The sequence below is a fragment of the Acinetobacter sp. SM1B genome, from assembly GCF_003289665.1.
GTDB lineage: Bacteria > Pseudomonadota > Gammaproteobacteria > Pseudomonadales > Moraxellaceae > Acinetobacter > Acinetobacter schindleri.
Genome location: NZ_QMBM01000001.1, coordinates 649,208 through 675,521 on the forward strand (window position 1 = coordinate 649,208; position 26,314 = coordinate 675,521).

Here is a 26,314-nt window from a genome sequence, read left to right on the forward strand (position 1 = left end):
TTCTTAAAAAAGCGCCTTAAGGCGCTTTTTTAATTTGAACAGAAATTTAGGCTTCACAGAATTTCATAAAAGCTTTTAAACCTGGACCTTGATACTTCTGACGGTGTACCAGCATAAATAATGGACGGGTTAGAGACCAGAAGGGTGTATCAAGAATCACCAACTGACCTTTTTCACGTAAAGGTTCAATTGCCAGTTTAGAAATACAGGACATACCTATGCCACCTGCAACTATCTTCAGAATTGCCTCGTTATGACCGAGTGTCAAACGGATATTAGCATCTGGAACATCTTGCAGAATGGCATTGTCAAAGACTTCGCGCGTACCTGAACCTTCTTCACGCAAAATCCATTCTACAGATTTAAAGTCTTCAGCAGTCAGTGGACGGTTTAACTGAGCAAGTGGATGATCCGGAGCACAGCACACTGCGAGTTCATCATCACGCCAATGGATGCATTGCAGCTGTGGCAAGTGGCAGGAACCTTCAATCAGCGCAAGATCCAGCTGGAACTGGTTGACGGCTTCAATCATCTGGCGAGTATTACCCACCTGAAGTTGCAAGTGTGCCTGTGGCTGGATTTTTAAAAAATCCGCCATTAGGTCTGGCATCAGATAGTCGGAAATGGTCAGGGTCGCACCGAGACGCAGGTCAATGCTTTGCAGTTCACCTTTAGCAGCTTGTTCAAAAGCTTCACAGCGACCAAGAATTTCAAGTGCTTGCGGGAGAAGAAAACGACCTAAATCATTGAGCTGTAAACGCTTGCCTAGACGGTCGAATAAAGGTGCGCCAAGACCATCTTCTAAATCTGCTAAAGCCATACTCGCCGCACTTTGGGTGAGTTTGACTGCATCACTGGCTTTGGTGACGGTACCTTCTTGAGCAACTGCTACAAAAACAGCCAACTGGCGTAGAGTCATGCGCATGAATAGAGCCTTAACATTTAAAAAATATTAATAAATTATGCTGTCATGCTACCATGAGCATAGTCTTTGATGCCACGTTTGAATCATGTCTATTGAAAAATTTAGCTTAGAAAAGGTTTTATCTGTACACCGTTGGACCGATACGCTGTTTAGTTTCACCATGACCAGACCTGCACATTTCAAGTTTACTGCAGGGCAGTTTGCGCGTATTGGCTTGAAGATAGGAGATGAACTCGTTGTCCGGGCATATTCAGTGGTGTCTTCACCTTTCGATGAAACCCTGGAATTTTTCTCAATCGTGGTGCCTGAAGGTAAATTTACTTCAAATTTACAACATCTTAAAGTGGGTGATGAACTTTACCTGGAAAAGATTCCTTATGGCTATCTGACCTTGGCACGTTACCAGCTGCCATTACCACAAGATTTATGGTTACTGGGAACAGGTACAGGTTTGGCGCCATTTTTATCCATGCTGCAAGACTTTGAAACCTGGAATAACTATAAGCAAATTAATCTGGTCTATAGCGTGCGTACGCAAGCTGAACTGGCTTATGTAGAGCGTATTCAGGAAATTGCAGAAAGCTTTGGTGAAGGACATAGCGGTTTTAAATTTATTCCAATTATTACCCGTGATCCTGAAGCAGCATTGCATGACCGTTTACCGGTTCTGATTGCAAATGGTGAACTGGAAAAAGCCGCAGCTATGCAGCTTAATCCTGAAACCAGCCATGTCATGCTCTGCGGTAACCCGGATATGGTTGAAGATACCAAAGAAGCATTAAAAGCACGTGGTTTGACCATGAACCGTCGTGGTGAAGGAAATATTGCAGTCGAGAATTATTGGTAAGCATTATTCTCCCTCGTCCTTTGGGTTGAGCAGCATCGCTGTGCAAGGGAAGGGATTAAGTTAAAAAATATTTCTTGAAATCAGAATCCCCCTAAATCCCCCTTTAGTAAAGGGAGACTTTTATTTTCTTTAAACACAAAAAAACCTCCATGTCGGAGGTTTTTTACTTTGTATCTCTTAATGGACAAACATATCCATAAAGTCCCGGATTTCCTGGATCGCTGTCTCTACATCAGAGGTCAGCCACGTCGGTTCAAAGAAACCGGCATAATGTTCGATGCGTTCCGCAGGCACGACCAGACGTACCGGACATTCTTCTTCCAGTAAGCGCCATGGAATGATGGGTACGTCATTGTCGAGCCAGGCTGCGACATTACGCACATCAATGATCATTGCATTCACGCAGTCCGGGAATGGCATCACCGACATTTCTTCGGTACGACGACGGAAATATTCCAAATCCTGCCAGCGCAGCAAAAAGCTTGGCTTGCTGAATTCAATAATTCCAATCAGATGCTGATCGCGGGTGTGGTGTAACGCACATTGATGTGTGACGTCAGTGTCAAGATCAAGCGATACACTTTGTTGACGATACGCCATAAAAATCGAGTGTATAAATAGGAGGTGGATGATTATAGCGCATTTCGTACCGATAGGGCAGCGATTCAGTTTGCTTTCCCTGGACAATGGATGAACTGGTACGGCTTATGCATATCCTCAGGGAACAAAGATAAAAACAAAGAGGTTGCTATGTCAGAGTCAAAAAGTGTCATCGATACCGGCGTCACCGAAACAACAGTACAAGAAGATTATTTTGCCCTGCGACAGCTAAAAAAAGGTGCTGTAGGCTGGCTGCTGCTTGTGGGTTTAGGGGTGGCCTATGTGATTTCCGGTGACTTTGCCGGCTGGAATTTTGGTTTGGCTCAGGCGGGTTGGGGCGGGATGTTTATTGCCACTGTTGTGGTGGCATTGATGTATTTATGCATGTGTCTGGCCATGTCGGAAATGTCGACCATGCTGCCGACTGCTGGTGGGGGTTATAGTTTTGCCCGGACTGCTTTTGGTCCCTTTGGTGGCTATCTGACAGGTAGCGCGATCCTGATTGAATATGCGATTGCACCGGCAGCCATTGCCTGTTTCATTGGTGCCTATTGCGAAGCCTTATTTGGTATTGGTGGCTGGATCATTTATCTGGTCAGCTATCTGATCTTTATGGGCTTGCATCTGAAAGGTGCTGGTGAAGCACTTAAAATCATGTTCGTGATTACCGCAATTGCTGCGGTAGCTTTGATGGTATTCATCTTCGGCATGTTGCCGCATTTTAATAGTGCAAACCTGTTTGATATTGCGGTCAGTACTGAAGCGGCGGGTGCCAGCACTTTCCTGCCATTGGGTTATCTCGGTATCTGGGCGGCCGTGCCCTATGCAATCTGGTTCTTCCTTGCTGTTGAAGGCGTACCATTAGCGGCAGAAGAAGCCAAAGATCCGGCAAAATCCTTACCGCGAGGTCTGATTGGTTCCATGCTGATTCTGGCATTCTTTGCGTTAAGTATTCTGTTACTCGGTCCTGGTGCAGCCGGTGCAGATGCCCTTAAAGATTCTGGTGCGCCACTAGTCGATGCCTTGGTTGCAGTCTATGGGTCTAATACCTGGATGGCAAGTTTTGTGAATTTTGTCGGGCTGGCGGGTCTGATCGCGAGTTTTTTCTCGATTATTTATGCCTATTCCCGTCAGATTTTTGCACTGTCACGTGCCGGTTATTTACCGAAAAAATTGTCTTTGACCAACAGCAATCATGCGCCTTATCTGGCCATCATTATTCCGGGGATTATTGGCTTTCTGCTGTCACTTTCAGGTGAAGGTGATCTGCTGATCCTTATGGCAGTTTTTGGCGCGACGATTTCCTATGTCTTGATGATGATGTCCTACATTAAACTCAAAGTATCTCGACCAAATCTGGCACGCCCGTATAAAGCACCGGGCGGTATTGTCACGGCATCGATTGCTTTAGTGCTTGCAGCCATTGCAGTGGTCGCTGGCTTCCTGGTCGATCCAAAAGTCTGGTTAATGGCAGCTGCGATTTATGTCGTACTGATTCTCTACTTCCTGTTGTATAGCCGTCATCATCTGGTGGCAGGCACACCGGAAGAAGAATTTGCCCGTATTGAAGCAGCAGAAAAGGAATTGAAATAAATCATCTTGAAGGGAGAACATGCTTATGCTGTATCAGATCAATGTGGCCAGTCAGCACTATATTTTTGAAGACTTAAAAACACTGATGGCCAAGGCTAGCCCTGAACGGTCTGGCGATCAGCTGGCAGGGATTGCTGCCCATGATGCAACTGAGCGGGTTGCTGCACAAATGTGTCTGGCAGAAGTACCATTACAGCAGTTTTTGAATGAAGCTTTAATACCTTATGAACAGGATGAAGTGACCCGACTGATTCTGGATGAACATGATGCCGCTGCCTTCTATCCGATCTCGCATTTTACTCTGGGGGATTTTCGTAACTGGCTGTTGAGTACAGATGCCACCACTGAAAAAATTACGGCCTTAAAAATGGGGCTGATCCCAGAAATGGTGGCAGCGGTCAGTAAAATCATGCGCAACCAGGATCTGATTCTGGTGGCAAAAAAATGCCGGGTGGTGACCCGATTTAGAAACACCATCGGGCTGGAAGGACATCTTTCCACCCGCTTGCAGCCGAATCATCCCACCGATGATCTGATGGGAATTTCAGCATCGATCCTGGATGGGCTGATGTATGGCAGTGGTGATGCGGTGATCGGGATTAATCCTGCGACTGACAACCTGCAAAACCTCTCCGAGTTATTAAAATTATTGGATCATATTATTCATGAATATCAGATTCCGACCCAGTCCTGTGTGCTGACCCATATCACTTCAGGGATTCAGTTGGCGAATAAAAATATCCCGATTGACCTGATGTTCCAGTCCATCGCGGGAACTGAAAAAGCTAATACCGGCTTCGGCATTAATCTGGAACTTTTACAGGAAGGTTATGAAGCGACTTTAAGCCTGAAACGTGGCACAGTGGGTCAGAACGTGATGTATTTTGAAACTGGACAGGGCAGTGCTTTGTCCAGTAATGGTCATCATGGGGTCGATCAGCAAACTCTGGAAGCACGTGCCTACGCCGTGGCACGTAAATTTAACCCTTTATTGGTCAATACCGTGGTCGGCTTTATCGGCCCGGAATATCTGTATAACGGTAAGCAGATTATCCGGGCAGGACTGGAGGATCATTTCTGTGGCAAGCTGCTCGGCGTGCCGATGGGTTGTGATATTTGCTATACCAACCATGCCGATGCAGATCAGGATGACATGGATATCTTGCTGACTCTACTCGCCAATGCCGGACTGAATTTTATCATGGGGATTCCGGGTTCAGATGATGTGATGCTGAACTATCAAACTACCTCTTTCCATGATGCTTTATATATTCGTCAGTTATTAGGCTTAAAACCGGCGCCTGAATTTGACCACTGGCTGCAACAGCAGGGTATTCTTTCTCAGCAAGCCCATCAGTTGCAGTGGCCGACTGAATTACCCAAACAGTTTTCCCGTTTGATGCTGTCTTAAGGAGTGCTGATGAAACTGGTTCCTGATGTGCAATTTCAGTCACAGCTGCAAGACAATCCCTGGCAACAGCTCAAAGCCTATACCGATGCGCGTATAGCCTTAGGCCGGGCAGGTGGCAGTTTACCAACCCGACCAAGTCTGGAGTTTCAGCTGGCACATGCCCAAGCCAAAGATGCTGTGCTTAAATCACTTGCTGCTGACCAACTTAAAGCAAGTCTAAGCAGGACTGGTCTAACGATTTTAGACATTGAAAGCCAGGCAGTGGAAAAGGATTTCTATTTAAAACGCCCCGATTTGGGCCGTATCCTGTCTGATGAATCTAAAATGATGTTACAGCAATACCGGAATGAACATCATGACACGTGGGATGTGGTGATTGTCGCGGGAGATGGACTATCTGCACGTGCTATTGAAGAAAATACACCACACTTTATTCCTGCTTTGGTAGAAGCTTGCAAAGTACAAGGCTGGAGGTTAGCTCCTGTAATTATTGCCCGTGGTAGCCGTGTCGCACTGGGAGATGAGGTTGCAGAAATTTTAAAAGCCAAAATGCTGGTGATGCTCATTGGTGAACGCCCAGGGTTAAGTTCTCCGGATAGTATGGGAATTTATTATACTTATAGTGCTTTTAAAGGCTGCCATGATGCACTTAGAAACTGTATCTCCAATGTTCGTCCGGCAGGTCTGTCCTATCCGCTGGCGATCCAACGCTTAATCGCACTCATGCAAAAATCCTGTGCATTGCAGCTTTCGGGCGTACAGCTAAAAGATGAACATGAAACATTGGTTGAAGTTCGGCATGAGCCAGGCAAAGGATTATTTAAATAACCAATAGTGTAGAAACTTCTACGCTGTTACAGACTTACACGCCGTCACCATCTCACTTATTTTTGTCACACAAGTTAAAAAATCAACTTGTTATGATGAAATCCACACATGAATAAAAAACAGTGAGGATGGTTATGGCTAATGATTTCAACAAAACACCACCTTCAGGCTATGATGAAGATACACGGCAGAAGAAAAGAATTCCTGTCTATATTTTAATTTTAGTGGGTGTCTTCCTGCTGGCATTGCTACTTTATATGTTTGCCGATATTAAGCCTTCACCAGAAGAAGCACCTCCGGGTCATCCAAATCCGCAAGCTCAACCAGCAACCATGAACAATACGACCCCAGCTCAGTCAGAGGAAGGGCGTAGTCAGGATCTGAATCAGCCTGCGAACTTAAGTGGTGTTACTGGTACGACTGAAGCTACCGCAGAAGATACAGCGGGAGGTATGGATGTTGGTATAGCAACCGACTCAGAAGGATCTAGTCGAGGTGCTGGTCAGTAGGCACCCTCTTAAAAAGCCCTGGTTAAGAATCAGGGCTTTTTTGCAATCTAATGTGCGGATTTGTTGTAGTTGTGCATTTCTCAATTGAATAAAAAAAGCTCCAATTCTAATGTGAATAATGCATGACAGACGGCTTTACAACTTTCCAAAAAAGAAGTCTGTAAATACTTATAAATAAAGTAAAACCATAGAGGGCATGACAACATGAATGAATATATGAGAGGCCCAGGCGGTTATGATGCCATGTACTATTGGGAACAGTTTCATCCCATATTAAGTGCAGTGGCGATCCTGCTGATAGGCTGGGTTATTGCATTGCTGGTCTCTGCAGGCGTAAAAAAAATCCTGCAAAAGCTTGGCACCAATGAGCGGCTAAACCATGCGACTGGCCATCGTTCCAATATTGAAAATATCATCACAAGAATTGTCTTCTGGTTAATCCTGATTATGGCAGTTATTGGTGCACTGAATGTGCTGAATCTGACCAATGTCAGTGGACCGTTCAGTAACATGATTCAGCGTTTCCTGCTGTTTATCCCTCAATTGCTTGCTGCGATTGCTGTCGGATTCATTGGCTGGATTGTTGCCAATCTGGTCAAGGTGGGACTACAGAAACTGCTTGACCGCACTCAACTGGATGAAAAACTCAGTTCAGAAGTTGGTGTAAAGCCATTAAGTGAGAATATCAGTGAAATTATTTACTGGCTGATTCTGTTGTTATTCCTGCCTATCGTACTCTCGATTCTGGGTTTAAGTGGTCTGCTGTATCCAGTTCAGAACATGGTCAATGATGTGGTTGGTTATCTGCCTAATATCTTTATTGCCGGTGTGATTGTTTTTGTCGGCTATATTCTGGCGAAAATCATTCGTGGCATTGTAGAAGGTTTATTGCGTAGTATGAATGTACAGCAACAGGCAGAAAAAGTTGGCATCTTCAAGAACTCTAATGTTCCTCAGGTGATTGGTTCCTTCATCTTTGCTGTAATCATTATTACAGCGCTGATCATCGCTTTTGAAGCTCTCGGTATTGAGGCGATTTCACAACCTGCAACCGCGATGTTGTATGAGGTAATGAATGCCATTCCAAATATCATTGCCGCAGCCCTGATTCTGATTCTGGCTTATGTCGTATCGAAACTGGTCGCGAAGCTGGTTACTGAAGTTCTGGCAGGTACGGGTGTAGATGAAGTTCCGGCCAAGCTAGACTTACAACGTTTCCTGGGTACCACTAAAATTTCGCATGTCGTGGGCGTCCTGATCATTCTGTTCACTATGCTGTTTGCTGTGTCTGAAGCGGCGAACCGTCTTGGCTTTGAACAGGTAAGTAGCCTGATTGCGATGTTCATTTACTTCGGTGCGAACATCCTGCTCGGCGCAGTGATTCTGGTGGTTGGCTTCTGGCTGGCAAATGTGGTTGCGAATGTAGTGCAGCGCGGTGAATATAACAGTTCACGCTGGTTAGCCAATCTGGTTCGTGTCCTGATTATGGGTCTGGTAGTTGCAATGGGCTTACGCGCAATGGGCATTGCCGATTCGATTGTAAACCTTGCATTCGGTCTGACTCTGGGCGCAGTAGCAGTGGCTTTTGCTCTGGCATTCGGTCTTGGTGGTCGTCAGCCGGCAGAACGTGTTCTGACGGATTTGATTGATAAAGCCAAACGTGAAGGCAAAGAACCAAATCCCTTGAAAAAAGATACTGATATCATGACTTCAGCTTTTGGTTCAGGTAGTGCGACTTCTGCGACTGAACCAGCTACTACAACAGGAGCGAGTATCGTGCCTACTCCAGGTCAGAATGATGACAATGCGCCAATGCGTACGGACTTATCGAATAGTACCCCTGCATCACTTACTACTGCACCGCAGGATGATGAAGCATCGGGTATTGATCAGGTTACTCCAGATATAGATCAGGCTGTACCGGACTCACTCGACGTCGATCCAACTCATCCACCAGCTAATAATCCATTTGGCTCTACAGGTGAAGACGAACCGAATGTCGATAGTCGTCCAAAGAAAGATGACCTGAATTAACCTGTTCCAATCAAATAAAATCGGCCACGCTTAAGTGGTCGATTTTGTTCAGTCATGAGGAAAAATGAATGAATGCAAAAAAACCGAATAAAGTTCTAGCACCTTTAGTGATTGCAGGAATTACGATTGGCTTTTTTACTGCTGCCTATAGATTTGTCTTTGTTAAGAGCAAAGCAGATAAGCGCTCTGAACAAGTGCTGGAAAAGAACATGCCGGATACAGACGAATTTAACTAAAAAATCCTGTTAATTGATTGAAATAGAATTGTCATGTTGAAAATATAGAATATTCAAATGAATACTAAATAAATTTTGGTATTCTTATTGCATTAATAATATAAAGACAAAGGAGATCAACAATATGTGGAAATTAAAACAGTCTAAATTTATTAGCTCTACTGCAAATGCAGCACCATATTATTTGCAAGAAGCCGGCCGAAAAATGCAGCTGACGATTGACCGTCTTGAAAATACGGCCAATCTTAAGCTGTTTAAAACAGACTATCTGGAGTGAACTTGAGACTGACTTTAGAGTATTTATAAATTAAACATATTCTGATGCGGCATGCGCCGATGACCATGCCCATTGGAAATTAAATCCACCCAGATGTCCGGTAACATCCAGAATTTCACCGACAAAGAACAAACCTTTTTGTTTCTTGCTTTCCATGGTCTTGGAAGAAACTTCGGTAGTATCTACACCCCCTAGCGTTACTTCGGCAGTACGATAGCCTTCGGTGCCTGATGGTTTCACTTCAAAGCTGTGCAAACGTTTGGCGATCTGTTCTAGTTTATCATCACTGATATTGCCAATCGAGGTTTCTGTAACCTCAGTCCAGATCAGATTCTGTAATTCCAGTACCACACTTTTGGGTAAGTGCTCGGTGAGTAGGGTCCGTAACAAGACTTTTGGCTGGCTTTGTTTTCTGGATTTGAAGAAATCAAACAGATCCACACTTGGCAGGAAATCGACCTTAAAGCTTTGACCAACATCCCAGTAGTTAGACAATTGCAACGAGCTTGGACCACTTAGGCCACGATGGGTAAACAGCAGGGCTTCAGTAAAGCTGTTCAGCTCATTGGATAAAGTTGCTTCTACCGCATTACCACTTAAGCGCGTCGTAACTTCTTTAAAATTATCCGAGAAGGTGAAGGGTACCAAACCGGCACGGGTCGGATAGATATAGTGACCAAATTGCTTGGCAATCTCATAGCCAATACCAGAACCACCCAGGGTCGGAATTGACAGGCCACCGGAAGCCACCACGACAGATTCAACTTCAAAATATCCCAAAGACGTTGCAACCTGGAAACCTTGATCGTCGACCGCGTTGACTGCTTTGACTTCACAACTCGTTTTAATATCGACCAGACCGGTCTTATCACATTCAGACAGCAGCATTGCCAGAATTTCCTTGGCGCCATTCAGTGTAAACAGCTGCCCATGCTTACGCTCTTCATATTCAATACCGTACTCGCACACCATGCCAATGAAATCCCAGTTGGTATAACGAGTCAGAGCTGAAATAACAAAATGTGGGTTATGCGAGATAAAATTTTCCGGCTCGACGTACAGGTTGGTGAAGTTACATTTGCCACCACCAGACATTAGGATCTTTTTACCGACCTTATTGGCCTTTTCAACCACGACAACACGACGACCACGTTGCGCAGCCATATATGCTGTCATTAAACCTGACGCACCTGCACCTATGACTAGAACATCGTATTGCTTGGAAGACATGACACACTCAAGGGAGAAGAAAAGGAAAGCATTATAGACAATTTTATTTCAGCTTTCTCTATTCATCCTGAAGCAAATCGAATTACAGATATTCATCAGACATTCATCACAACTGATTTGAAATACTGAAAAGCTGCTTCTATAGTTTTATACATGAGGATAAAAAGCCCAGGAGAAAGACTGATGGCGAATATCGAACAATTAAAACAATATAATCTGATTACTTATATTCTGTATATTCTGGGCTTCTTTGTCGGCCTGACGCCGATTGTTGCCATTATTATGAACTATCTGAAACGCAATGAAATGCGCGGCACCTGGCTGGAAAGTCATAGCGACTGGCAGATTCGAACCTTCTGGATCAGTTTAATTGGTTATCTGATCGGTGGCTTATTAACCACGATTCTGATTGGATTCGGGATTCTGTTTGTAGTGTTTATCTGGCACATTTACCGTCTAGCCAAAGGTTTGATGGCTTTAAATAATAATGAGCCGATTAATCCGGTTTAATTTGTATACAGCTCAGGGATTTTGCCTTGCAGGCCTCCAGTATGAATGACCAATAGCTTTGATCCAGCAGGGAAATAACCCTTTGCAATCAGCTCAGTCAGACCCATCAGCATTTTCCCGGTATAAATCTGTTCTAGAGGAATACCGTATTCAGCTTCAAAGTTCTGAATAAACTGAATCAGTTCAGCTGTAGTTTTGGCATAACCACCACAGCAATAGTCATCCATAATCTGCCAGTTTTTCTTGTGGGTCAGTTTGGCGACATCTTCTGTTAAGAATGTCCCTTTCAGTGCAGAAAAACCTAAAATGTGTTGATGATTTTGACTGGCTTCAATCAGTCCTGTAATTGTACCGCCTGTGCCCACTGCACAACAGATCACATCAAACTGTCGATCTCTCTGTTTTAAAATTTCCTGGCAGCCTTGAATAGCAAGCGTATTGGTACCCCCTTCAGGAATCACGTAATGATCTGGAAACTGCTGCTGCAATTCTGCCAAAAAATCGGGTTGCTGTTTACGTCGATAATCCTCACGGCTGACAAAATGCAACTGCATGCCAAAGTCTTGCGCGGTCTTTAAGGTAGGATTTAAGGGTTTTTCTTTAAGTTCTTCACCACGAATAATGCCGATACTTTCAAAACCAAACTGATGTGCCGCAAATGCCGTCGCTGCAATATGATTTGAATAAGCACCGCCAAAAGTCAGCAACTTTTTAAACCCTTGTTGTTGCGCTTGCAGAAAATTATATTTCAGCTTAAAAAACTTGTTGCCCGAAATCCGTGGATGCACCAGATCCAACCGACGTATGGTCAGTTGCATACCGTGTACATTCAGGGTTTGGTCTATGAATTGCTGGGCAATCGAATCAAACATGGCAATCTTAAAAGTGAGAACGGCAACAGTATAACCAAGTTAAGCGTACCCGAAAGTGACTTTATTCCTATTCTAACTGCACTCTTGAATGATGCAGCTTGTCACAAAATAATCGAATAAAAAACAGACATAAAATGCTAATCTAAAGTTAAGGGAATCTGTCAGGAGGGTAGCAAATGAAACATCTATCCTATGTTGTGCTTGCGTTACTTCTGTCCAGTCTGGCTGGCTGTGATAATGACAAAATGAATAAACCGAAAACTGAAGTCAGAACCATGATCATAGGCGGAATGCCGGTACATGATCACGACTATCATTTGTCTAAACCGCAATTTATCGCCCAAGAGCTTCAGTAAACTTAAACTGAATATTTATTAGATAAAGTTAAGATTTTTCACTATAAAAATGCAGCATTCGTGCTGCATTTTGCTTAGAATAGCGCAATCAAGATTTAACCGGGTTGTGTTGTGGAATCATTCTGGATTTTGGGCTCAATTGCCTTTGCATTAATGTTAGGCGCAATGAGCCCTGGGCCGACATCGATTTATGTGGCAAAAAATTCAATTGCTATTTCGCGCAAGCATGGCCTGTTTACGGCATTAGGAACCGGTACAGGTGCCGCTGTTTTTGGTCTACTCGCAGTTCTAGGCTTACAGGCATTTTTACTAGCTGTGCCATCTGCTTATCTGGCTTTAAAAATCTGTGGTGGGATCTATTTGCTCTGGCTGGCATTTAAAATTATTAAACATGCCAAAGAGCCGATTAATGCCGATGAAGACAGCAATACCCAGATGTCACTGCGTCGTGCTTATACCACAGGCTTGATCACTCAATTATCTAACCCCAAAATTGCCATTGTATTAGCCAGTATTTTTACTGCACTTTTACCTAAAGAAATTCCGGCCTATTTCTATGTCGTGCTTCCGGTCCTATGTTTCTTTATTGATGCGGGATGGTGTTCTTTGGTGGCAGTTGCCTTGTCTGCAGAAAAGCCACGTCGTGTGTATTTAAAATTCAAAGCAGGCTTTGATCGTGCTGCAGGTGCGGTAATGACTGTACTCGGTTTAAAGTTGATTTTTGGTATGAAGTAATTATTTCTATAAGCTCCGCTGCAGATAAAAAAAGCCCCTTGCAATAGGGGCTTTTTTACGAAAGCATTTAAAAAATATTTTCTTCAGAATTCGCAGAAATACGGTGAATGGACAGGTCTGCACCGGTAAATTCTTCTTCCCGGGTGAGACGAATACCAATCCATACTTTGAGCAGGCCATAGACCAGGAAGCCACCTGCTAAAGCAAAAATAATGGCGAGAACTGTACCAACTAGCTGTGAAATTAAAGAAACACCACCCATGCCTCCCAGCCATTGCTGACCGAAGATACCCACAGCAAGACCCCCAAAAGCTCCGCATACACCATGCAAAGGCCAGACGCCAAGCACATCATCCACTTTGAGTTTATTTTGGGTATACGTAAACAGTTTCACAAAAATCACGCCTGCGCTGATCCCGATAAAAAGCGCACCCAATGGATGTACCACATCTGAGCCTGCACAGATCGCTACTAAACCGGCTAATGGTCCATTATGCAGAAAGCCCGGGTCATCTTTACCTGCCACTTTGGCTGCAATTGTTCCACCGACCATTGCCATTAAAGAATTGATGGCGACCAGTCCAGAAATAGCATCGAGGCGCTGGGCACTCATGACATTAAAACCAAACCAGCCGACAATTAAAATCCATGAACCTAAAGCCAAAAATGGAATCGATGAAGGCGGATGTGCTGTAATCCGGCCATCATTTTTATAGCGGCCATGACGTGCACCAAGCAGAATTACTGCAGCCAGTGCGATCCAGCCACCCATGGCATGCACCACCACTGAACCGGCGAAATCATGAAAGCTAGCACCAAATGCCTGAGCCAACCAGTCCTGGAAACCAAAGTTACCATTCCAGATCATGCCTTCAAAAAACGGATAAATCAGGGCAACCAGAAATAAAGTTGCTAAAGCCTGCGAGCGCATTTTGGCCCGTTCAGCAATACCACCAGAGATAATCGCTGGAATGGCGGCAGCAAAGGTAAGCAGGAAGAAACAGCGCATCAGGTTATAGCCATGATCAGCTGCTAAGGTATTGGCATCATGGAAAAAATGCTGTCCATAGGCAATATAGTAACCCACTAAAAAGTATGCGATTGCAGAGATGGCAAAGTCAGTTAGAATTTTACTTAAGGCATTGACCTGATTCTTATGTCGAACTGTTCCAAGTTCCAGAAAAGCAAATCCTGCATGCATGGCAAGCACCAGAACTGCACCGAGAAGGAGAAATAATAAGTCTATATTTTGCATGGTGCGTTCCAATTTAGTGCATAGAATCACAAAAGAAACCCAGTATATAGAGGCAAAATGATTCTAAAAGAGGCACTAGCAAGGGAAATTTTGATGAAGAATTTATTGAAATTAATAAGACTCGATATAAGGCATAATGTGACTTGTTTGCACCAAACTAAGACACTACAAGAGGTGATAAATTTAAAATTTATACCTAATTTTTAAATATTTAGATTTATCGGACTCAATTGAATGCTAGAAATGAGTGCTAAAGGTGCACAATGAATGTGAAGCAATTTTTAAGAAAAAATTTAAAAAATTAAGTGAAGTAGCGGATTTTAATTCTCAATCTAAACGTGATTTTTGAGTTTAAGATCTTTAATACTTGTTGGTTAGGTGTTTATAAAATAAATGAAACCCTAAAAGCTTAGGGTTTCAGACTTAGAATATTGCAATCACAGTACTCAATTAATCTTTAAAGTGTACCGGTATCCACTGATAGCTTTGACCATCTTTTGAATAGATATGCCCAATGCCTGGGAAAGGTAAATGCGGTGCAGCAATCAACTGACCCGCTTTGGCATATTCAGCAAAATGTTCAAGACGGGTTTCGACTGCTGCCTTAGGGTCTATATCAAAATCTACCGCTGTTTTTGGTGCATCAAACTGCAAGGTATGTGAATGCACGATGTCACCAATAAATACCACTTCTTGAGCATCGGTTTTCAGTTTAAAGCTGTAATGCCCTGGGGTATGACCGAAAGATGGCTTAAATTGAATATCTCCAAAGCTCAAAGCTTTATCTGAAAAGACTTTAATTTTTTTGGCTTTTTCATAGGGTGCAAGTGCAGCTTTAATTTTCTCAACTGTGCCTAAAAATTTCTCTTGGTTTTCTTTGGGTAGTTTCTTGATGGTGTTTGGACTGAGCCAGTAGTCATATTCGGTTTTGGAAATATGCAGTGTGGCATTTGGGTAATTTGCTACACCGTTATTTGAGATGCCACACACATGGTCAGGGTGTAAATGGGTCAGGAAAATGCTATTGACCTGTTCTGGTTGATAACCCGATGCTTTGAGGTTGTTATAGATTGAACCTAAGTGTGTGCCAAAGCAACTTGCAGCACCGCTGTCGACCATTAGTAGCTGGTTGCCTGTATTGATTAAAAAAGCATTGACTGAGGTTTGTATGCCTTTGTCGTTGATGGCAGCGTATTTTTTGAGAATGCCCGTTTTTTCGCTGTCACTTAAGCCTTTAAATAGCGCAGGGTTTAAGTAGTTTGTGCCATCGAGCAGGGCGGTGATTTGAGTGTTGCCGATTTGGTGATGGTAGTAGCCAGCCACTTGTTTTTGCGTTGGAATAGCGGTTTCAGCCGCTTGAATGGGGAGGGTTGTAGTGCTTAGAGCGAATGCGAGGAATAGGAGGGTAAATGTTTTCATGGGGTTCTTATAAGTTTTAAAGGGATAGATATTTTTTATCATACTTAGATATAAATTTTAAAATTTTTTGAAAGCTCTTTTTCTTGCGCCACATATGGCTCAGGGAGAAGGTTGGGATGAAGGTTATATACTATTTACCTTGCTTTTGACGGATGAGAAATGCAACTTCGTAAGGTAACATTCCAATATTGATTTAATAATGGATTCTCCTTCTCGCTATGGGAGAGGGTCGGGGTGAGGGAAATCCCAAAAACAAAAAAGCCCCTACAACGTAGAGGCTTTTTTACAACCAAAAATTATTTTTTACATTCTGGTTGTGAACGGTCAATTACTTGAGTGCCTTCAACACGGTAACCAATCTGACCCACAATAAATGCTTGATTCAATTGAGTAATAACAACATCAGATAAAGCCACAGCACAACGATCCTTTTCAATTGCACGATCTACCGCTGTTTTGAAGTTAGGAATACCTAATGGGAATAAAACTACCGGAACCTTATCTTCACCTGTGACACGTTGACCTTTCACAAATTGGTTTGAGTTCAAGTTATAGTTCTTTGTAGAAGCTACGGTCATATCCGCCATACGAACTGAACAGCCTGTAAATGCAATTGTTGACATCGCTAGAACTGAAACTAGTAATTTTTTCATGCTTACCCCGAATAGTTATAAAAAATAAAAAGCGCTTTGATTTTATCGATATATTTTTTTAAAACAAGAAAATAAATTATATAAATGATATAAAAAAGCCCCTACATTAGTAGAGGCTTTTTATTTAAGACCTACATCTTAAGACACTTTATCACCCGGTTTAGCACCAGATTCAGGTGAAATCACCCAAACACCGTCGCCATTACCCGCAGCTAACACCATACCGTTAGAAATACCAAAACGCATCTTACGTGGTGCAAGGTTCGCAACCATCACCACTAGTTTACCTTTCAGATCTTCAGGTTGATAGAACTCACGAATACCACTAAATACATTACGTGGCTCAGCTTCGCCGACATTTAGAGTCAATTGAAGCAGCTTATCAGAACCTTCAACCGTTGCAGCTTCCAATACTTCCGCTACACGTAGGTCAACTTTCATAAAATCATCAATATTAATGATTTCAGCTTCGCCCACTTTAGGTTCAGATTTCTTCTCTTTGGCTTTCTCTTTGGCTTTCTCTTTTTTCTTTTCAACTTTTGGTGCTTCTGCAGGGGCTGCTAAAGAGTCTTTAGATGCATCCACCATAGCAGCAACCGCTTTAGGGTCAACACGTTGCATTAACGGTTGGAACAATGCAATTTCATGACCCACTAACACTTGCTTACGTGATTCAAAGTTAAAGCTGTCTAACTGTAAGAACGCTTGAACTTGTTCAGCCAATGTTGGCAATACAGGCGCAAGGTAAACCGCCAATTGACGGAATAAGTTAATACCCACAGAACATACGTCATGAACTTGTTGTTCTTCGCCTTCAATTTTCGCTAAAGCCCAAGGCTTTTTCTCATCAATATATTGGTTGGCTTTGTCAGCTAACGCCATAATTTCACGAATTGCTGTTGAGAATTCACGCGCTTCGTATGCTGCCGCGATTGAATCACCTGCATCAATAAAGCTTTGCACCAATTCAGGCTCTGCACACGTTGCAGAAAGTTTATTGTCAAATTTCGTGTTAATAAACTTCGCACAACGACTTGCGATGTTTACGACTTTACCAACTAAGTCAGAGTTTACTTTCTGAACGAAATCATCAAGATTTAAGTCAGAATCTTCAACTTTGTCAGAAAGTTTAGATGCGAAGTAGTAACGTAAGTATTCAGGGTTTAAATGCTCTAAATAGGTTTCAGCTTTAATGAATGTGCCACGAGATTTAGACATTTTCTGACCGTTTACAGTCAAGAAGCCATTAACAAATAAGCTTGTAGGCGTGCGGTAGTTTGCACCTTCAAGCATGGCAGGCCAGAACAACGCGTGGAAATAAACAATGTCTTTACCAATGAAGTGATACACCTCATTTTGAGAATCTTTTTTCCAGTAATCGTCAAAGCTTAAGTCAGGACGTTTGGTCTTGATGTAATTTTCAAAGCTCGACATATAGCCGATAGGCGCATCGACCCAAACATAGAAATATTTGTTTGGTGCATCTGGAATTTCAAAACCAAAGTAAGGTGCATCACGAGAAATATCCCAATCCGACAAACCTGCTTCAAACCATTCATCTAACTTATTGGCAATGGATACAGGTAAACGACCTTGGTCACGTGTCCATTTTTGTAGGTATTCACCAAAGTTAGGCAGTTTAAAGAAATAGTGATCTGAAGATTTCTCGACAGGTGTCGCACCGCTTAAGGTCGATTTTGGATTGAGCAGTTCAGTTGCGTTGTAGGTCGTGCCACACACTTCGCATGAATCGCCGTATTGATCTTCCGCTTTACATTTCGGGCAGGTGCCTTTAATGAAACGATCCGACAAGAACATGCCTTTTTCAGGGTCAAACAATTGCGTTACAGGGCGAACTGCAATGTTGCCCGCTTCACGGTTCTTGATATAAATCTCAGATGCACGAGCCTGGTTTTCGGCACTGTTGGTTGAATCGTAGTGGTCAAAGTCCACTTTAAAGCCAGCAAAGTCACGTTCGTGTTCTTTTTGAACGTTGGCAATTTGCTGTTCAGGGGTAATGCCATTGGCTTCAGCACGTAGCATGATCGCCGTACCATGCGCATCATCCGCACATACATAAGTCACGTTATGACCCATTGCACGCATCGCACGTACCCAAATATCAGCTTGGATATAACCGAGTAGGTGACCCATATGGATCGGGCCATTGGCGTATGGAAGGGCGTTAGTGACTAAGATATTACGCACGGATCTGACTCTCTCATTCGTATTTTATGCAATGGGCGGTAATTTTACATGAGATAGACATGACTTGCATAAGGCTTTTGGTGAATTCTTTTTCAATAACAAAGTTGCACCTCAATGAAATGCTACTTTATGGCAGGATTATCAGGGATAATAGCCTATCCGCCATTTGCTTGAGTGCTTGACTATGTATGACGATTATGATGATTTTGAAGATGATCAACCAGTCAGACGGCTTAAATCGAATATCAAACAACAGACTTTAGGCAAACGTATCCTTGAAGATGCGCAAAGCTATTTAGATCAGATCTCACAAGGCGAACATACATTTTTAATCAATATCTTACGTGAACTCGCACAGCAGGATGAGTATTTTAATGTGTGGGCAGATCAGCTCGATCAACCTGTCGGTTCAAAAGTGGCCAATGATGCCTTAAACCTGATGCATTTTTGGCAACAGATTCATGCCTATGAAGATGTTAAAGCCTTTAACCTACTCGATGTCATCAATAGTGAAGACTTCCAAAAAGACGTACTGACTGCTTTTGATGCGATGCAAATAGATGAAGCCCATAAAGCCTTACGCCGTCCCGTGATTGTTGAAGCCTTTAAAATGTATAAATTGGGCTGTTATGCAGGTTGTGTACCTTTGCTCTATGCACAGCTTGAAGGTTTACTCACCGACGTCTTAATCCAACAAGGTTTCTTAAAGCAAAACGGCACCAAGTTTGTCGATGTCTACAAAATCGTTCCCGGTTTAAAGGGAAATGAAATTAAGAGTCTATGGCATAAATCTAAAATCGCTGCAGAACTGAATCCATACTTTGCAGAGCTGGCTGCCTATAAGATGGATTCTAGTTCGAACGTCACTGCAACACGCCACAACATTTTGCATGGTACAGATGTGGCACATTTCACCCAAGCGCGCAGTTTTATCCTGTTTATCTGGTTGTTCTCGGTAGTAAGTTTTATGAGTACCGTGCGTGCTTAAACTAAGGTCGTTTGATACCTTTAGTTTTATTCATTCTATAAACGTTTAATGTAGATCGATCATAAGCATCCTTTAGCTTGAAAAATCAAGCTATGACAGTATTTGAGTAGGCAGGCTAAAGGAAATACGATGTCATGATGACAGTAAAATACTAACCGATGGTGCAAGAAATAAGATAAATAGAATCTTCAAAATACAGAGCACAATCTCGTCCAGGGTAGTGATGAAAATTTAAGATCGTAAGGTTTGTGCTATCTGATGCGATGATCAGCAACAACATGTACAGGCTTTGTTGCAGTTTGCTTAATTCACCCGATTCATTCTCTGCTTTATGCTAAATAATTGTCTGATAACTTATATGACTTACCTAAGGAGGGTACTCATGACTCAGAATAACCAGACAAGTACTTCTAAGCAGAACCAAGATAAACAGCAACATGCACGTGAAATGCATGATCAAATTGAAAAAGAGCAAAAGCAAAACGAGATCGACAAGCAGCACAAACAGGAACATCAGGAAGTACTAGAGGCTCAGAAGAACGGGTCGGATAATAAATCTGAAAAGCAGAGTGCTAAAGACTCAGATAGTGAGCAATCAGATAAAAAAAATGAAACGACCAAGATGGATGACTTAAAAGCCAAGGCGATTGCTATTGGTGAAGAGCTATTACAGAAAGGCGAAAAGATTCTGAATGAGCTAAAAAATGGCAAGTCTGAAGTCAAGCAGAATGATGATATAGATGATTCCAAACAGGCTGCGCATAAAGATGAAAAATCAGACCAGCAACATGGCAATAATGGTCAAGATCAGCAGGATCGTATGACGCATCTAAAAGATGAAGCCTTACATAAGTTTGATGATACCAAACAGAAGATTACTGAATTGGTGAATGAAGCTTCTGTCAAACTGGCTGAGCTGAAACAGATGGCCACCGATACAATGACTAAAATGAAAGAGAATTCATCTAAAGATCAAGACGCTAAAGATGACACCTCTAAGGAGAATACGTCTGATAAAAAAGAGGCTGCCAAAGATAAGGATTCAGAATCTGATGCAGACCAGTCTAAACAGGATCAAGGCAAAAACACCAAGGACCAGCAAGATAAGTCCGAACACAATAAAAATCATAAATAAGCTTTGATCGCACTGCCACTTCAACCATAACAGGGTTGAGGTGGCTGAATCTAATCAGACTCTTATTATAAAAATAATTATTCGCATACTAAAAACTACTTTATTTCTTATTCTCTTTCACTTTCCATTATTTCTATTCGCCACAAATTAATAAAACCAAGTAAAATGGTTGGAAATTGAAAATATCTCCCTCATCTTAATGGGCAGAATGCTTAACCTTAAGTGAAAAGCCCGTTAAACTAAGCTATTTAGATATCGATCTACATTTTTGGAGTAACCTATGTCGTGGCTTTCTTCGCTTAAATCGGTTTTTTCGCCTTCCAAGGAGGTGAACGAAGAAGCTGTGCAGAATGTACTGCAAAATTATATCTTGCCAAATTCTAACAATGCCTTGAAAGATCGGATTACTCAGGTCAATGTACAAGGTGAGATTTTACAGATCACGATTAATACCTATCCTGAAGAAAAAGAGCAGCTACAGCAGATTCATGATGAACTGGCTGACGCATTGGAAAAATGTGGCATCAAAGAACTCAATATGCATGTGATCCAGCAAAAAACGGGGCATAAAAAAGAGAGCGGGTGCGGGCATCATCATGCTGAAGGTGAAAGCTGCTCTAGCCAGCCGCAAACCACAGTAGCACCAAAATCGAATTTACCACCCGTGGTGGATGCATCTGCAAGCACTGATGCTGTAAAGCAGGCGAATGAAAATTATCAACCTCAACAAGAAGAAGCGCCTATTCAAAAAGCTGCCCCGCAACAGCGTGATGTGCCGAAGCATCCACGTATTCAAAATGTGATTCTGGTGTCTTCTGGTAAAGGTGGTGTGGGTAAATCAACCACAACAGTGAACCTGGCCTTGGCTTTACAAAAACTGGGTCTAAAAGTCGGTGTACTGGATGCGGATATTTATGGTCCAAGTATTCCAACAATGCTCGGTAATGCGGGTAAAACTCCGATGATTGAAGCTGAAAACTTTGTACCATTAGATGCCTATGGCCTGGCGGTGCTATCAATTGGTCATTTAACTGGTGATCACAATACACCAGTGGCATGGCGTGGTCCAAAGGCAACGGGTGCATTAATGCAATTGTTTAATCAGACACTTTGGCCAGATCTTGATGTCTTGATGATTGATATGCCGCCAGGTACAGGGGATATCCAGTTGACTCTAGCGCAGCGTATCCCAGTCACTGGCGCAGTGATTGTGACAACGCCACAAAATGTGGCATTACTGGACGCTACCAAAGGAATTGAACTGTTTAACCGTGTACAGATTCCAGTCATGGGTGTGATTGAAAATATGTCGACTCATATCTGTTCAAATTGCGGCTATGAAGAACAGATTTTTGGTACGGGTGGTGGCGATAAATTGTCAGAACAGTACAATATTCCACTACTTGGCCGTCTGCCTTTAAATGCTGTAATTCGTGAAAATGCCGATGCCGGAACGCCGTCAGTGATCGCTGGAGATGAGGCTGCTGATAGCTATATGGCGATTGCCGAAAAGATTGCAGCCAAACTGCCAAAGGCTCAAAAAGATCATTCTCGTATTTTCTAATAGAGATCATTGATTAAAACCTCAGTCCAGGCTGGGGTTTTTTATGTTAAAGCTGACAGTAAAATGAAAGTATTCGCTAGCAAGTAGGTCCAATAAAAGCAAGAAAATAAATTAAGACAATAAGTGGAAATAAACTGAGTGACTTTAAAAGATTTGAAGATGAAAAAATCAGAAATGTATTATTAGATAAATCATTTTAAAGATATAAAAATTTAATTTTTGCGTTAGTGTTTTTTATAGAATTTTCTCATGAATAAGTGGGAGTCAACTAAAATGACTCTATCGTATATCACTTAATCTTAGCATTTTTTTCATATAAGTATTTGAATTTAATTTATAATTTAAATTATTCCAAAAAATTATAATTCTTCTTACAAATAAGATTTTGCAGGTAAAAATATTCTGATCTATGCTGCAAGCATTACAGCGAGGTCAACCCATGATTTCTTGGTTATTTATTGGTTTAGTAGTCACAATTTTACTGACTCCAGGCCCAACTAATACCTTATTGGCATCTTCCGGGATCCATGCTGGTTTTAGGAAATCATTTTATCTTATTCCTGCTGAAGCGTTAGGCTATCTGCTTGCGATCAGTTTTTGGGGAATCCTGATTGGCAAGATTTCAACCCATCTGCCAGCTTTACCGAATATCCTGAAATTATTTAGCGCCTGTTATATTCTCTATTTGGCAATCAGATTATGGCGTACAGCAGAAATTGCTGACAGTTTAAGTCAATTCACCATTCGTGCCAGAGAGTTATTTTTAGCAACTTTACTGAACCCTAAGGCCTTATTGTTTGCATCGGCAATTTTCCCCGTAATTGCATGGCAGAACAGTTATTACTATGTCGTACATATGCTGATGTTTATAGGACTATTAATTCCAATTGCAGTTTTATGGACATTCTTCGGTACTTTACTGGGTCGTAATAATAATCGTTGGCTCAACCAAAAAAATATGCAAAAGACCGCATCATTGGTACTGATGAGCTTTTCTGTACCGCTGAGTTATTCAGCGATTATGAGTCTGTAACTTCACTCAAAAAATCTTATTAAAATTTCAAAGTAGCATCAAGAAAGAACACTTATTTTCATTGAGGTGAATTTCAGTTAAAGTACGTCGCAATAACTGAATTTAAGATTTTTGGATTAGTACCAATGGCAATTAAGTCTGATCGCTGGATTCGCGAAATGAGCGAAAAGCATGGCATGATCGAACCCTATGCAGAGAACCAGGTTCGTTTTGATGAGAATGGTGAAAAACTCATTTCTTATGGTGTATCAAGCTATGGTTATGATGTTCGTTGTGCACGTGAATTCAAGGTATTTACCAATGTGCATTCTGCGATTGTAGACCCGAAACACTTCGACGAGAAAAGCTTTATCGACATCGAATCTGATGTATGTATTATCCCGCCTAACTCATTTGCGCTTGCACGTACTGTAGAATATTTCCGTATTCCACGTAATGTACTGACTGTTTGTCTGGGTAAATCTACCTATGCGCGTTGCGGTATTATTGTGAATGTGACCCCACTTGAACCAGAGTGGGAAGGTCATGTCACCCTTGAGTTCTCTAATACGACGAACCTTCCTGCACGTATCTATGCGGGTGAAGGGGTAGCACAGATGCTGTTCTTTGAATCTGATGAAGTTTGTGAAACTTCATACAAAGACCGCGGCGGGAAGTATCAGGGCCAGACTGGTGTGACTTTGCCAAAAGCATAATTAGTTTAAAGTATTGAATAAACGGGGCTTAAGGTCCCGTTTATTTTTTGAGTTTTCATTCATCGGAAACTTGGCTATTCAGCACTTTGCTTTTTGCATCTGAATGGAAAATAAGCATAATGGATGAGGATTACACATTAAAAAATACATTGCTGAAAGCTATGTAGCATAAAAATTAAATACTACAAAAAGTAAGCGATGGCTGGAAGCCAAAGAAGAAAGATGCGGAGCATCATATAAAAAGGAAGAATGAGATGAATTTTTGTCATGATCATATCAGACTTAAACAAACCTGCCTCGTATCTGCGCTGGCACTGGTTTATGCTCAGTCAAGTTTTGCCTTGCAGGAAATGTCAGAGGACTCAATGTCTGAGAGCACAGGTGCTGGCATTGCTTTAGTACTTGATGATTTTAAGATGGTCTTTCAGGGGCCAAATGACGTATCGACTACTTCCGCCTATGACCAGCTCAAAATACCATTTAAGCCTGGCCCAAATGCTAGTCCTAGTGAGCTGAGTACTTATAATGAAGCCCTATTAAATTATAAAAATGCTTCACAAAATGATACTGGATTTATTCGTATTATCCCTACTGGGGAAAATTATAATCAATTAGGGCAACGAGCCTATAATAAAATTTATTCTGATAACTATAATCAAGCGGTCCTAGAGGGTAAAGCTGAGCATAATTATAATGCTATCTATAAGAACACCTATGATACTGCTTATGAAACTAATTTTAATAGCTTACTTGAAAGTTATACGAAAGATATTCCAACCAATGTTGAAAAAAGACGAGATACATTTGAAAGGGATGTGTTTAATGAGTTTTATAACTCAGCCGAAATGCGGCGTTATTACCAACAACGTTATGATGATTATCAGAGAAATTCAGGGCTGCCATCTGGACCAGAGAATGATGGGACACAGGAAGAGTATCTGGTATGGAATCCGCTGAAGCTCGAGGCCATTAATGCTCAGGCAACAGACTTCGCAGAAAGTAATACTAGGGAAATGGTTGAATTGCTTTATGGCAGTCGATCAGATGAATCTATTCCAACTTCAACATTTTTACAAAGTTTGGGTTCTAATTTTGTACGAAGCAACCAAATTTCATCTAAAGCAACAGATCTGATTGCCGCTGCAATTCTTGAGGAGGAGCGGTTAGCTACTTTAAGAGCTGAAAACAATGCCGATCTTAAAGCGGAAGAGGAAGCGAAAAAAGCTACAGAAGCATTATATAAGTTAATTGTTAATGAAGCTGTTCAGGCTGCGCAGGCTGCAGCAATCAATAGTTCTGCACGTTCTTTAAGAACTAAAGCAGATGTTTTTATCTATGGTTTGGCACTTTCTAAAAGCGATGGTTCTTTAAGTACTCGTTATAGTAATCAAGGATTTAATTGGGGAACAGCAAGTAATCCATGGCTATTTCGTGCGGGTACAGAAAATGTCAGACAATTTAAAGATAAAGCAGAGAATTTGGGATACTTGGCATTAGAAGCTCCCTTGGCCAAAACAGCGTTAGAAGATCCGGCGAATATAGAAAATACATCTTTTAATATTAAACTTGGATTTTGGTCAGACATTTTCTCTCGTGAGTTAAATTCTAGTCGTGAAGTAAATCCAATTACTGGTGCTCCCATTTCTGGTCTGGACAAAGAGTATCGCTTGCGTACCCAATTTATTGCTAATGGTTTAAGTTTAAATGGTTCGCAAGTGCGTATGTTCCAGACTTTAGAGTCTGATAACAAGAACTATAACCAGACATTCGGTATGGCAAGCCTACTCCGTTTAAATACCAACGATAATCCTGCTGATTTAAGTATCAGACAGACAGATCTAGATCGTAAAGGGATTCGTATAGGCACGGCAACTTTAGATGATTTGGATAGTGAAGTGGCAACCCCGGCAATGAAACGTGGTTCACTGGCACCTATTTTTCATAATACCGAAGGATTATATTTATATAGCCCGAATATCAACTTGGTACTCGGAAATATGTACCAACCATTTATTGTGGGTTCGGAAGGTAATAACATTATTCTAGAAGTAACTCGAATTCCTAAAGTTGCTTCGATTTATAACCAGATTTATCAAAACTATGGTGATGGACTGGGAACAAGTGATCTAAAGGGTTCTACTTGTAATGTCAACTCATGCGGTACAGCTATTGATATCAAGGGAACAAGTTATCAAGGACGTAATGCGACTCACAGTAGTATCGCTATTGGAACGACAGAACGCTTGTCGAATAACATGTTAAGAGCTAAAGATGGAGCTGATGCGACAGGTGTAGTTTTTAAAGGCGTTGATGGATCAATAAAAAATTTAGGTTCTGTCGCAATTGATGGTGTGAACCGTACCGGGTTTGTCGGAGACTTTTTTATTTAAGTTAGGCCACC

The 26,314-nt window shown here is 41.9% G+C and carries 25 protein-coding genes; 17 read left to right on the forward strand and 8 right to left on the reverse strand.

Going from position 1 to position 26,314, the window contains the following annotated elements; translation table 11 throughout:
• Positions 1-46: 46 nt before the first annotated feature.
• On the reverse strand, positions 47-925 hold the full coding sequence (gene gigC, locus C8322_RS03095) for a LysR family transcriptional regulator GigC (protein WP_004814707.1): 879 nt from the start codon (positions 923-925) through the stop codon (positions 47-49).
• An 85-nt stretch (positions 926-1,010) separates the two neighbouring features.
• Between gigC and C8322_RS03100 the strand changes: the two genes are divergently transcribed.
• Complete coding sequence (locus C8322_RS03100) at positions 1,011-1,772, forward strand: ferredoxin--NADP reductase (RefSeq protein ID WP_004814709.1); 762 nt, start codon at positions 1,011-1,013, stop codon at positions 1,770-1,772.
• Positions 1,773-1,949: 177 nt separating this feature from the next.
• On the opposite strand, the gene C8322_RS03105 is transcribed toward C8322_RS03100, so the two are convergent.
• Positions 1,950-2,372: a hypothetical protein gene (locus tag C8322_RS03105; RefSeq protein ID WP_004814711.1), complete on the reverse strand. Its 423-nt coding sequence runs from the start codon at positions 2,370-2,372 to the stop codon at positions 1,950-1,952.
• Between the two features lie 150 nt (positions 2,373-2,522).
• Between C8322_RS03105 and eat the strand changes: the two genes are divergently transcribed.
• The 7 genes from eat to C8322_RS14360 all read left to right on the forward strand — a co-directional run bounded on the left by eat (position 2,523) and on the right by C8322_RS14360 (position 9,260).
• Positions 2,523-3,965, forward strand: coding sequence for an ethanolamine permease (gene eat, locus C8322_RS03110; protein ID WP_103799633.1), 1,443 nt, complete (start codon positions 2,523-2,525; stop codon positions 3,963-3,965).
• Positions 3,966-3,990: 25 nt separating this feature from the next.
• Positions 3,991-5,376, forward strand: coding sequence for an ethanolamine ammonia-lyase subunit EutB (locus tag C8322_RS03115; RefSeq protein ID WP_004891714.1), 1,386 nt, complete (start codon positions 3,991-3,993; stop codon positions 5,374-5,376).
• A 9-nt stretch (positions 5,377-5,385) separates the two neighbouring features.
• Complete coding sequence (gene eutC, locus C8322_RS03120; protein ID WP_103799634.1) at positions 5,386-6,204, forward strand: ethanolamine ammonia-lyase subunit EutC; 819 nt, start codon at positions 5,386-5,388, stop codon at positions 6,202-6,204.
• 134 nt (positions 6,205-6,338) lie between these two features.
• Positions 6,339-6,713 (forward strand): hypothetical protein, encoded by a 375-nt coding sequence (locus tag C8322_RS03125; protein WP_004814718.1) that lies wholly within the window; start codon positions 6,339-6,341, stop codon positions 6,711-6,713.
• Between the two features lie 204 nt (positions 6,714-6,917).
• Positions 6,918-8,747: a mechanosensitive ion channel gene (locus C8322_RS03130; RefSeq protein WP_103799635.1), complete on the forward strand. Its 1,830-nt coding sequence runs from the start codon at positions 6,918-6,920 to the stop codon at positions 8,745-8,747.
• A 68-nt stretch (positions 8,748-8,815) separates the two neighbouring features.
• Positions 8,816-8,983 (forward strand): hypothetical protein, encoded by a 168-nt coding sequence (locus C8322_RS14355; RefSeq protein ID WP_171294434.1) that lies wholly within the window; start codon positions 8,816-8,818, stop codon positions 8,981-8,983.
• A gap of 124 nt (positions 8,984-9,107) precedes the next feature.
• Positions 9,108-9,260, forward strand: a complete 153-nt coding sequence (locus C8322_RS14360; RefSeq protein WP_004814723.1) for a hypothetical protein — start codon at positions 9,108-9,110, stop codon at positions 9,258-9,260.
• Between the two features lie 30 nt (positions 9,261-9,290).
• Here C8322_RS14360 and C8322_RS03135 read toward each other — a convergent pair whose 3' ends face one another.
• Positions 9,291-10,490 carry an NAD(P)/FAD-dependent oxidoreductase gene (locus C8322_RS03135; protein WP_111810377.1) on the reverse strand — a complete coding sequence of 400 codons (1,200 nt, stop codon included), beginning with the start codon at positions 10,488-10,490 and terminating at the stop codon, positions 9,291-9,293.
• 183 nt (positions 10,491-10,673) lie between these two features.
• On the opposite strand from C8322_RS03135, the gene C8322_RS03140 reads away from it, so the two are divergent.
• On the forward strand, positions 10,674-11,000 hold the full coding sequence (locus C8322_RS03140; protein WP_008307481.1) for a DUF4870 family protein: 327 nt from the start codon (positions 10,674-10,676) through the stop codon (positions 10,998-11,000).
• On the opposite strand, the gene C8322_RS03145 is transcribed toward C8322_RS03140, so the two are convergent.
• Positions 10,997-11,872 carry a 1-aminocyclopropane-1-carboxylate deaminase/D-cysteine desulfhydrase gene (locus C8322_RS03145; RefSeq protein WP_103799637.1) on the reverse strand — a complete coding sequence of 292 codons (876 nt, stop codon included), beginning with the start codon at positions 11,870-11,872 and terminating at the stop codon, positions 10,997-10,999. The two genes, C8322_RS03140 and C8322_RS03145, sit on opposite strands and share 4 nt — an antisense overlap.
• A gap of 176 nt (positions 11,873-12,048) precedes the next feature.
• Between C8322_RS03145 and C8322_RS03150 the strand changes: the two genes are divergently transcribed.
• Together C8322_RS03150 and C8322_RS03155 are read left to right on the forward strand one after the other, a co-directional pair.
• Positions 12,049-12,228, forward strand: coding sequence for an NF038215 family lipoprotein (locus C8322_RS03150; protein ID WP_004814732.1), 180 nt, complete (start codon positions 12,049-12,051; stop codon positions 12,226-12,228).
• A 111-nt stretch (positions 12,229-12,339) separates the two neighbouring features.
• Entirely contained in the window at positions 12,340-12,963 is a 624-nt protein-coding gene (locus C8322_RS03155) for a LysE family translocator (protein WP_103799638.1), read from the forward strand.
• Positions 12,964-13,030: 67 nt separating this feature from the next.
• Here C8322_RS03155 and C8322_RS03160 read toward each other — a convergent pair whose 3' ends face one another.
• From C8322_RS03160 to metG, 4 genes are all read right to left on the reverse strand, one after another.
• Positions 13,031-14,218: an ammonium transporter gene (locus C8322_RS03160; protein ID WP_103799639.1), complete on the reverse strand. Its 1,188-nt coding sequence runs from the start codon at positions 14,216-14,218 to the stop codon at positions 13,031-13,033.
• 450 nt (positions 14,219-14,668) lie between these two features.
• On the reverse strand, positions 14,669-15,637 hold the full coding sequence (locus C8322_RS03165; RefSeq protein ID WP_213065964.1) for an MBL fold metallo-hydrolase: 969 nt from the start codon (positions 15,635-15,637) through the stop codon (positions 14,669-14,671).
• A gap of 296 nt (positions 15,638-15,933) precedes the next feature.
• The gene (locus C8322_RS03170) at positions 15,934-16,290 is read right to left on the reverse strand and encodes a hypothetical protein (protein WP_004814739.1); all 357 of its coding nucleotides are present in this window, start codon (positions 16,288-16,290) and stop codon (positions 15,934-15,936) included.
• 138 nt (positions 16,291-16,428) lie between these two features.
• Positions 16,429-18,498 (reverse strand): methionine--tRNA ligase, encoded by a 2,070-nt coding sequence (gene metG / locus C8322_RS03175; protein WP_111810379.1) that lies wholly within the window; start codon positions 18,496-18,498, stop codon positions 16,429-16,431.
• A 184-nt stretch (positions 18,499-18,682) separates the two neighbouring features.
• Between metG and C8322_RS03180 the strand changes: the two genes are divergently transcribed.
• The 6 genes from C8322_RS03180 to C8322_RS03205 all read left to right on the forward strand — a co-directional run bounded on the left by C8322_RS03180 (position 18,683) and on the right by C8322_RS03205 (position 26,303).
• Entirely contained in the window at positions 18,683-19,486 is an 804-nt protein-coding gene (locus C8322_RS03180) for a hypothetical protein (protein ID WP_108675439.1), read from the forward strand.
• A 382-nt stretch (positions 19,487-19,868) separates the two neighbouring features.
• On the forward strand, positions 19,869-20,621 hold the full coding sequence (locus C8322_RS03185; protein WP_108675438.1) for a hypothetical protein: 753 nt from the start codon (positions 19,869-19,871) through the stop codon (positions 20,619-20,621).
• Between the two features lie 280 nt (positions 20,622-20,901).
• Positions 20,902-22,185, forward strand: a complete 1,284-nt coding sequence (apbC, locus tag C8322_RS03190; protein ID WP_108675437.1) for an iron-sulfur cluster carrier protein ApbC — start codon at positions 20,902-20,904, stop codon at positions 22,183-22,185.
• A 439-nt stretch (positions 22,186-22,624) separates the two neighbouring features.
• Positions 22,625-23,218 carry a LysE family translocator gene (locus C8322_RS03195; RefSeq protein WP_045796330.1) on the forward strand — a complete coding sequence of 198 codons (594 nt, stop codon included), beginning with the start codon at positions 22,625-22,627 and terminating at the stop codon, positions 23,216-23,218.
• A 125-nt stretch (positions 23,219-23,343) separates the two neighbouring features.
• Positions 23,344-23,913 (forward strand): dCTP deaminase, encoded by a 570-nt coding sequence (gene dcd / locus C8322_RS03200; RefSeq protein ID WP_004814752.1) that lies wholly within the window; start codon positions 23,344-23,346, stop codon positions 23,911-23,913.
• A gap of 254 nt (positions 23,914-24,167) precedes the next feature.
• Positions 24,168-26,303, forward strand: a complete 2,136-nt coding sequence (locus C8322_RS03205) for a hypothetical protein (RefSeq protein ID WP_111810380.1) — start codon at positions 24,168-24,170, stop codon at positions 26,301-26,303.
• Positions 26,304-26,314 lie beyond the last annotated feature (11 nt).

Excerpts from the sequence above, each read along its gene's own strand:
- C8322_RS03145 (WP_103799637.1), bottom strand. The coding sequence starts at position 11,872 with ATGTTTGATTCGATTGCCCAGCAATTCATAGACCAAACCCTGAATGTA.
- C8322_RS14360 (WP_004814723.1), top strand. The coding sequence starts at position 9,108 with ATGTGGAAATTAAAACAGTCTAAATTTATTAGCTCTACTGCAAATGCA.
- C8322_RS03185 (WP_108675438.1), top strand. The coding sequence starts at position 19,869 with ATGACTCAGAATAACCAGACAAGTACTTCTAAGCAGAACCAAGATAAA.
- C8322_RS14355 (WP_171294434.1), top strand. The coding sequence starts at position 8,816 with ATGAATGCAAAAAAACCGAATAAAGTTCTAGCACCTTTAGTGATTGCA.
- C8322_RS03195 (WP_045796330.1), top strand. The coding sequence starts at position 22,625 with ATGATTTCTTGGTTATTTATTGGTTTAGTAGTCACAATTTTACTGACT.
- dcd (WP_004814752.1), top strand. The coding sequence starts at position 23,344 with ATGGCAATTAAGTCTGATCGCTGGATTCGCGAAATGAGCGAAAAGCAT.
- C8322_RS03135 (WP_111810377.1), bottom strand. The coding sequence starts at position 10,490 with ATGTCTTCCAAGCAATACGATGTTCTAGTCATAGGTGCAGGTGCGTCA.
- C8322_RS03100 (WP_004814709.1), top strand. The coding sequence starts at position 1,011 with ATGTCTATTGAAAAATTTAGCTTAGAAAAGGTTTTATCTGTACACCGT.
- C8322_RS03160 (WP_103799639.1), bottom strand. The coding sequence starts at position 14,218 with ATGCAAAATATAGACTTATTATTTCTCCTTCTCGGTGCAGTTCTGGTG.
- eutC (WP_103799634.1), top strand. The coding sequence starts at position 5,386 with ATGAAACTGGTTCCTGATGTGCAATTTCAGTCACAGCTGCAAGACAAT.
- C8322_RS03130 (WP_103799635.1), top strand. The coding sequence starts at position 6,918 with ATGAATGAATATATGAGAGGCCCAGGCGGTTATGATGCCATGTACTAT.
- C8322_RS03115 (WP_004891714.1), top strand. The coding sequence starts at position 3,991 with ATGCTGTATCAGATCAATGTGGCCAGTCAGCACTATATTTTTGAAGAC.
- C8322_RS03105 (WP_004814711.1), bottom strand. The coding sequence starts at position 2,372 with ATGGCGTATCGTCAACAAAGTGTATCGCTTGATCTTGACACTGACGTC.
- C8322_RS03150 (WP_004814732.1), top strand. The coding sequence starts at position 12,049 with ATGAAACATCTATCCTATGTTGTGCTTGCGTTACTTCTGTCCAGTCTG.
- eat (WP_103799633.1), top strand. The coding sequence starts at position 2,523 with ATGTCAGAGTCAAAAAGTGTCATCGATACCGGCGTCACCGAAACAACA.
- gigC (WP_004814707.1), bottom strand. The coding sequence starts at position 925 with ATGCGCATGACTCTACGCCAGTTGGCTGTTTTTGTAGCAGTTGCTCAA.
- C8322_RS03180 (WP_108675439.1), top strand. The coding sequence starts at position 18,683 with ATGTATGACGATTATGATGATTTTGAAGATGATCAACCAGTCAGACGG.
- C8322_RS03170 (WP_004814739.1), bottom strand. The coding sequence starts at position 16,290 with ATGAAAAAATTACTAGTTTCAGTTCTAGCGATGTCAACAATTGCATTT.
- apbC (WP_108675437.1), top strand. The coding sequence starts at position 20,902 with ATGTCGTGGCTTTCTTCGCTTAAATCGGTTTTTTCGCCTTCCAAGGAG.
- C8322_RS03205 (WP_111810380.1), top strand. The coding sequence starts at position 24,168 with ATGAATTTTTGTCATGATCATATCAGACTTAAACAAACCTGCCTCGTA.
- C8322_RS03140 (WP_008307481.1), top strand. The coding sequence starts at position 10,674 with ATGGCGAATATCGAACAATTAAAACAATATAATCTGATTACTTATATT.
- C8322_RS03125 (WP_004814718.1), top strand. The coding sequence starts at position 6,339 with ATGGCTAATGATTTCAACAAAACACCACCTTCAGGCTATGATGAAGAT.
- C8322_RS03165 (WP_213065964.1), bottom strand. The coding sequence starts at position 15,637 with ATGAAAACATTTACCCTCCTATTCCTCGCATTCGCTCTAAGCACTACA.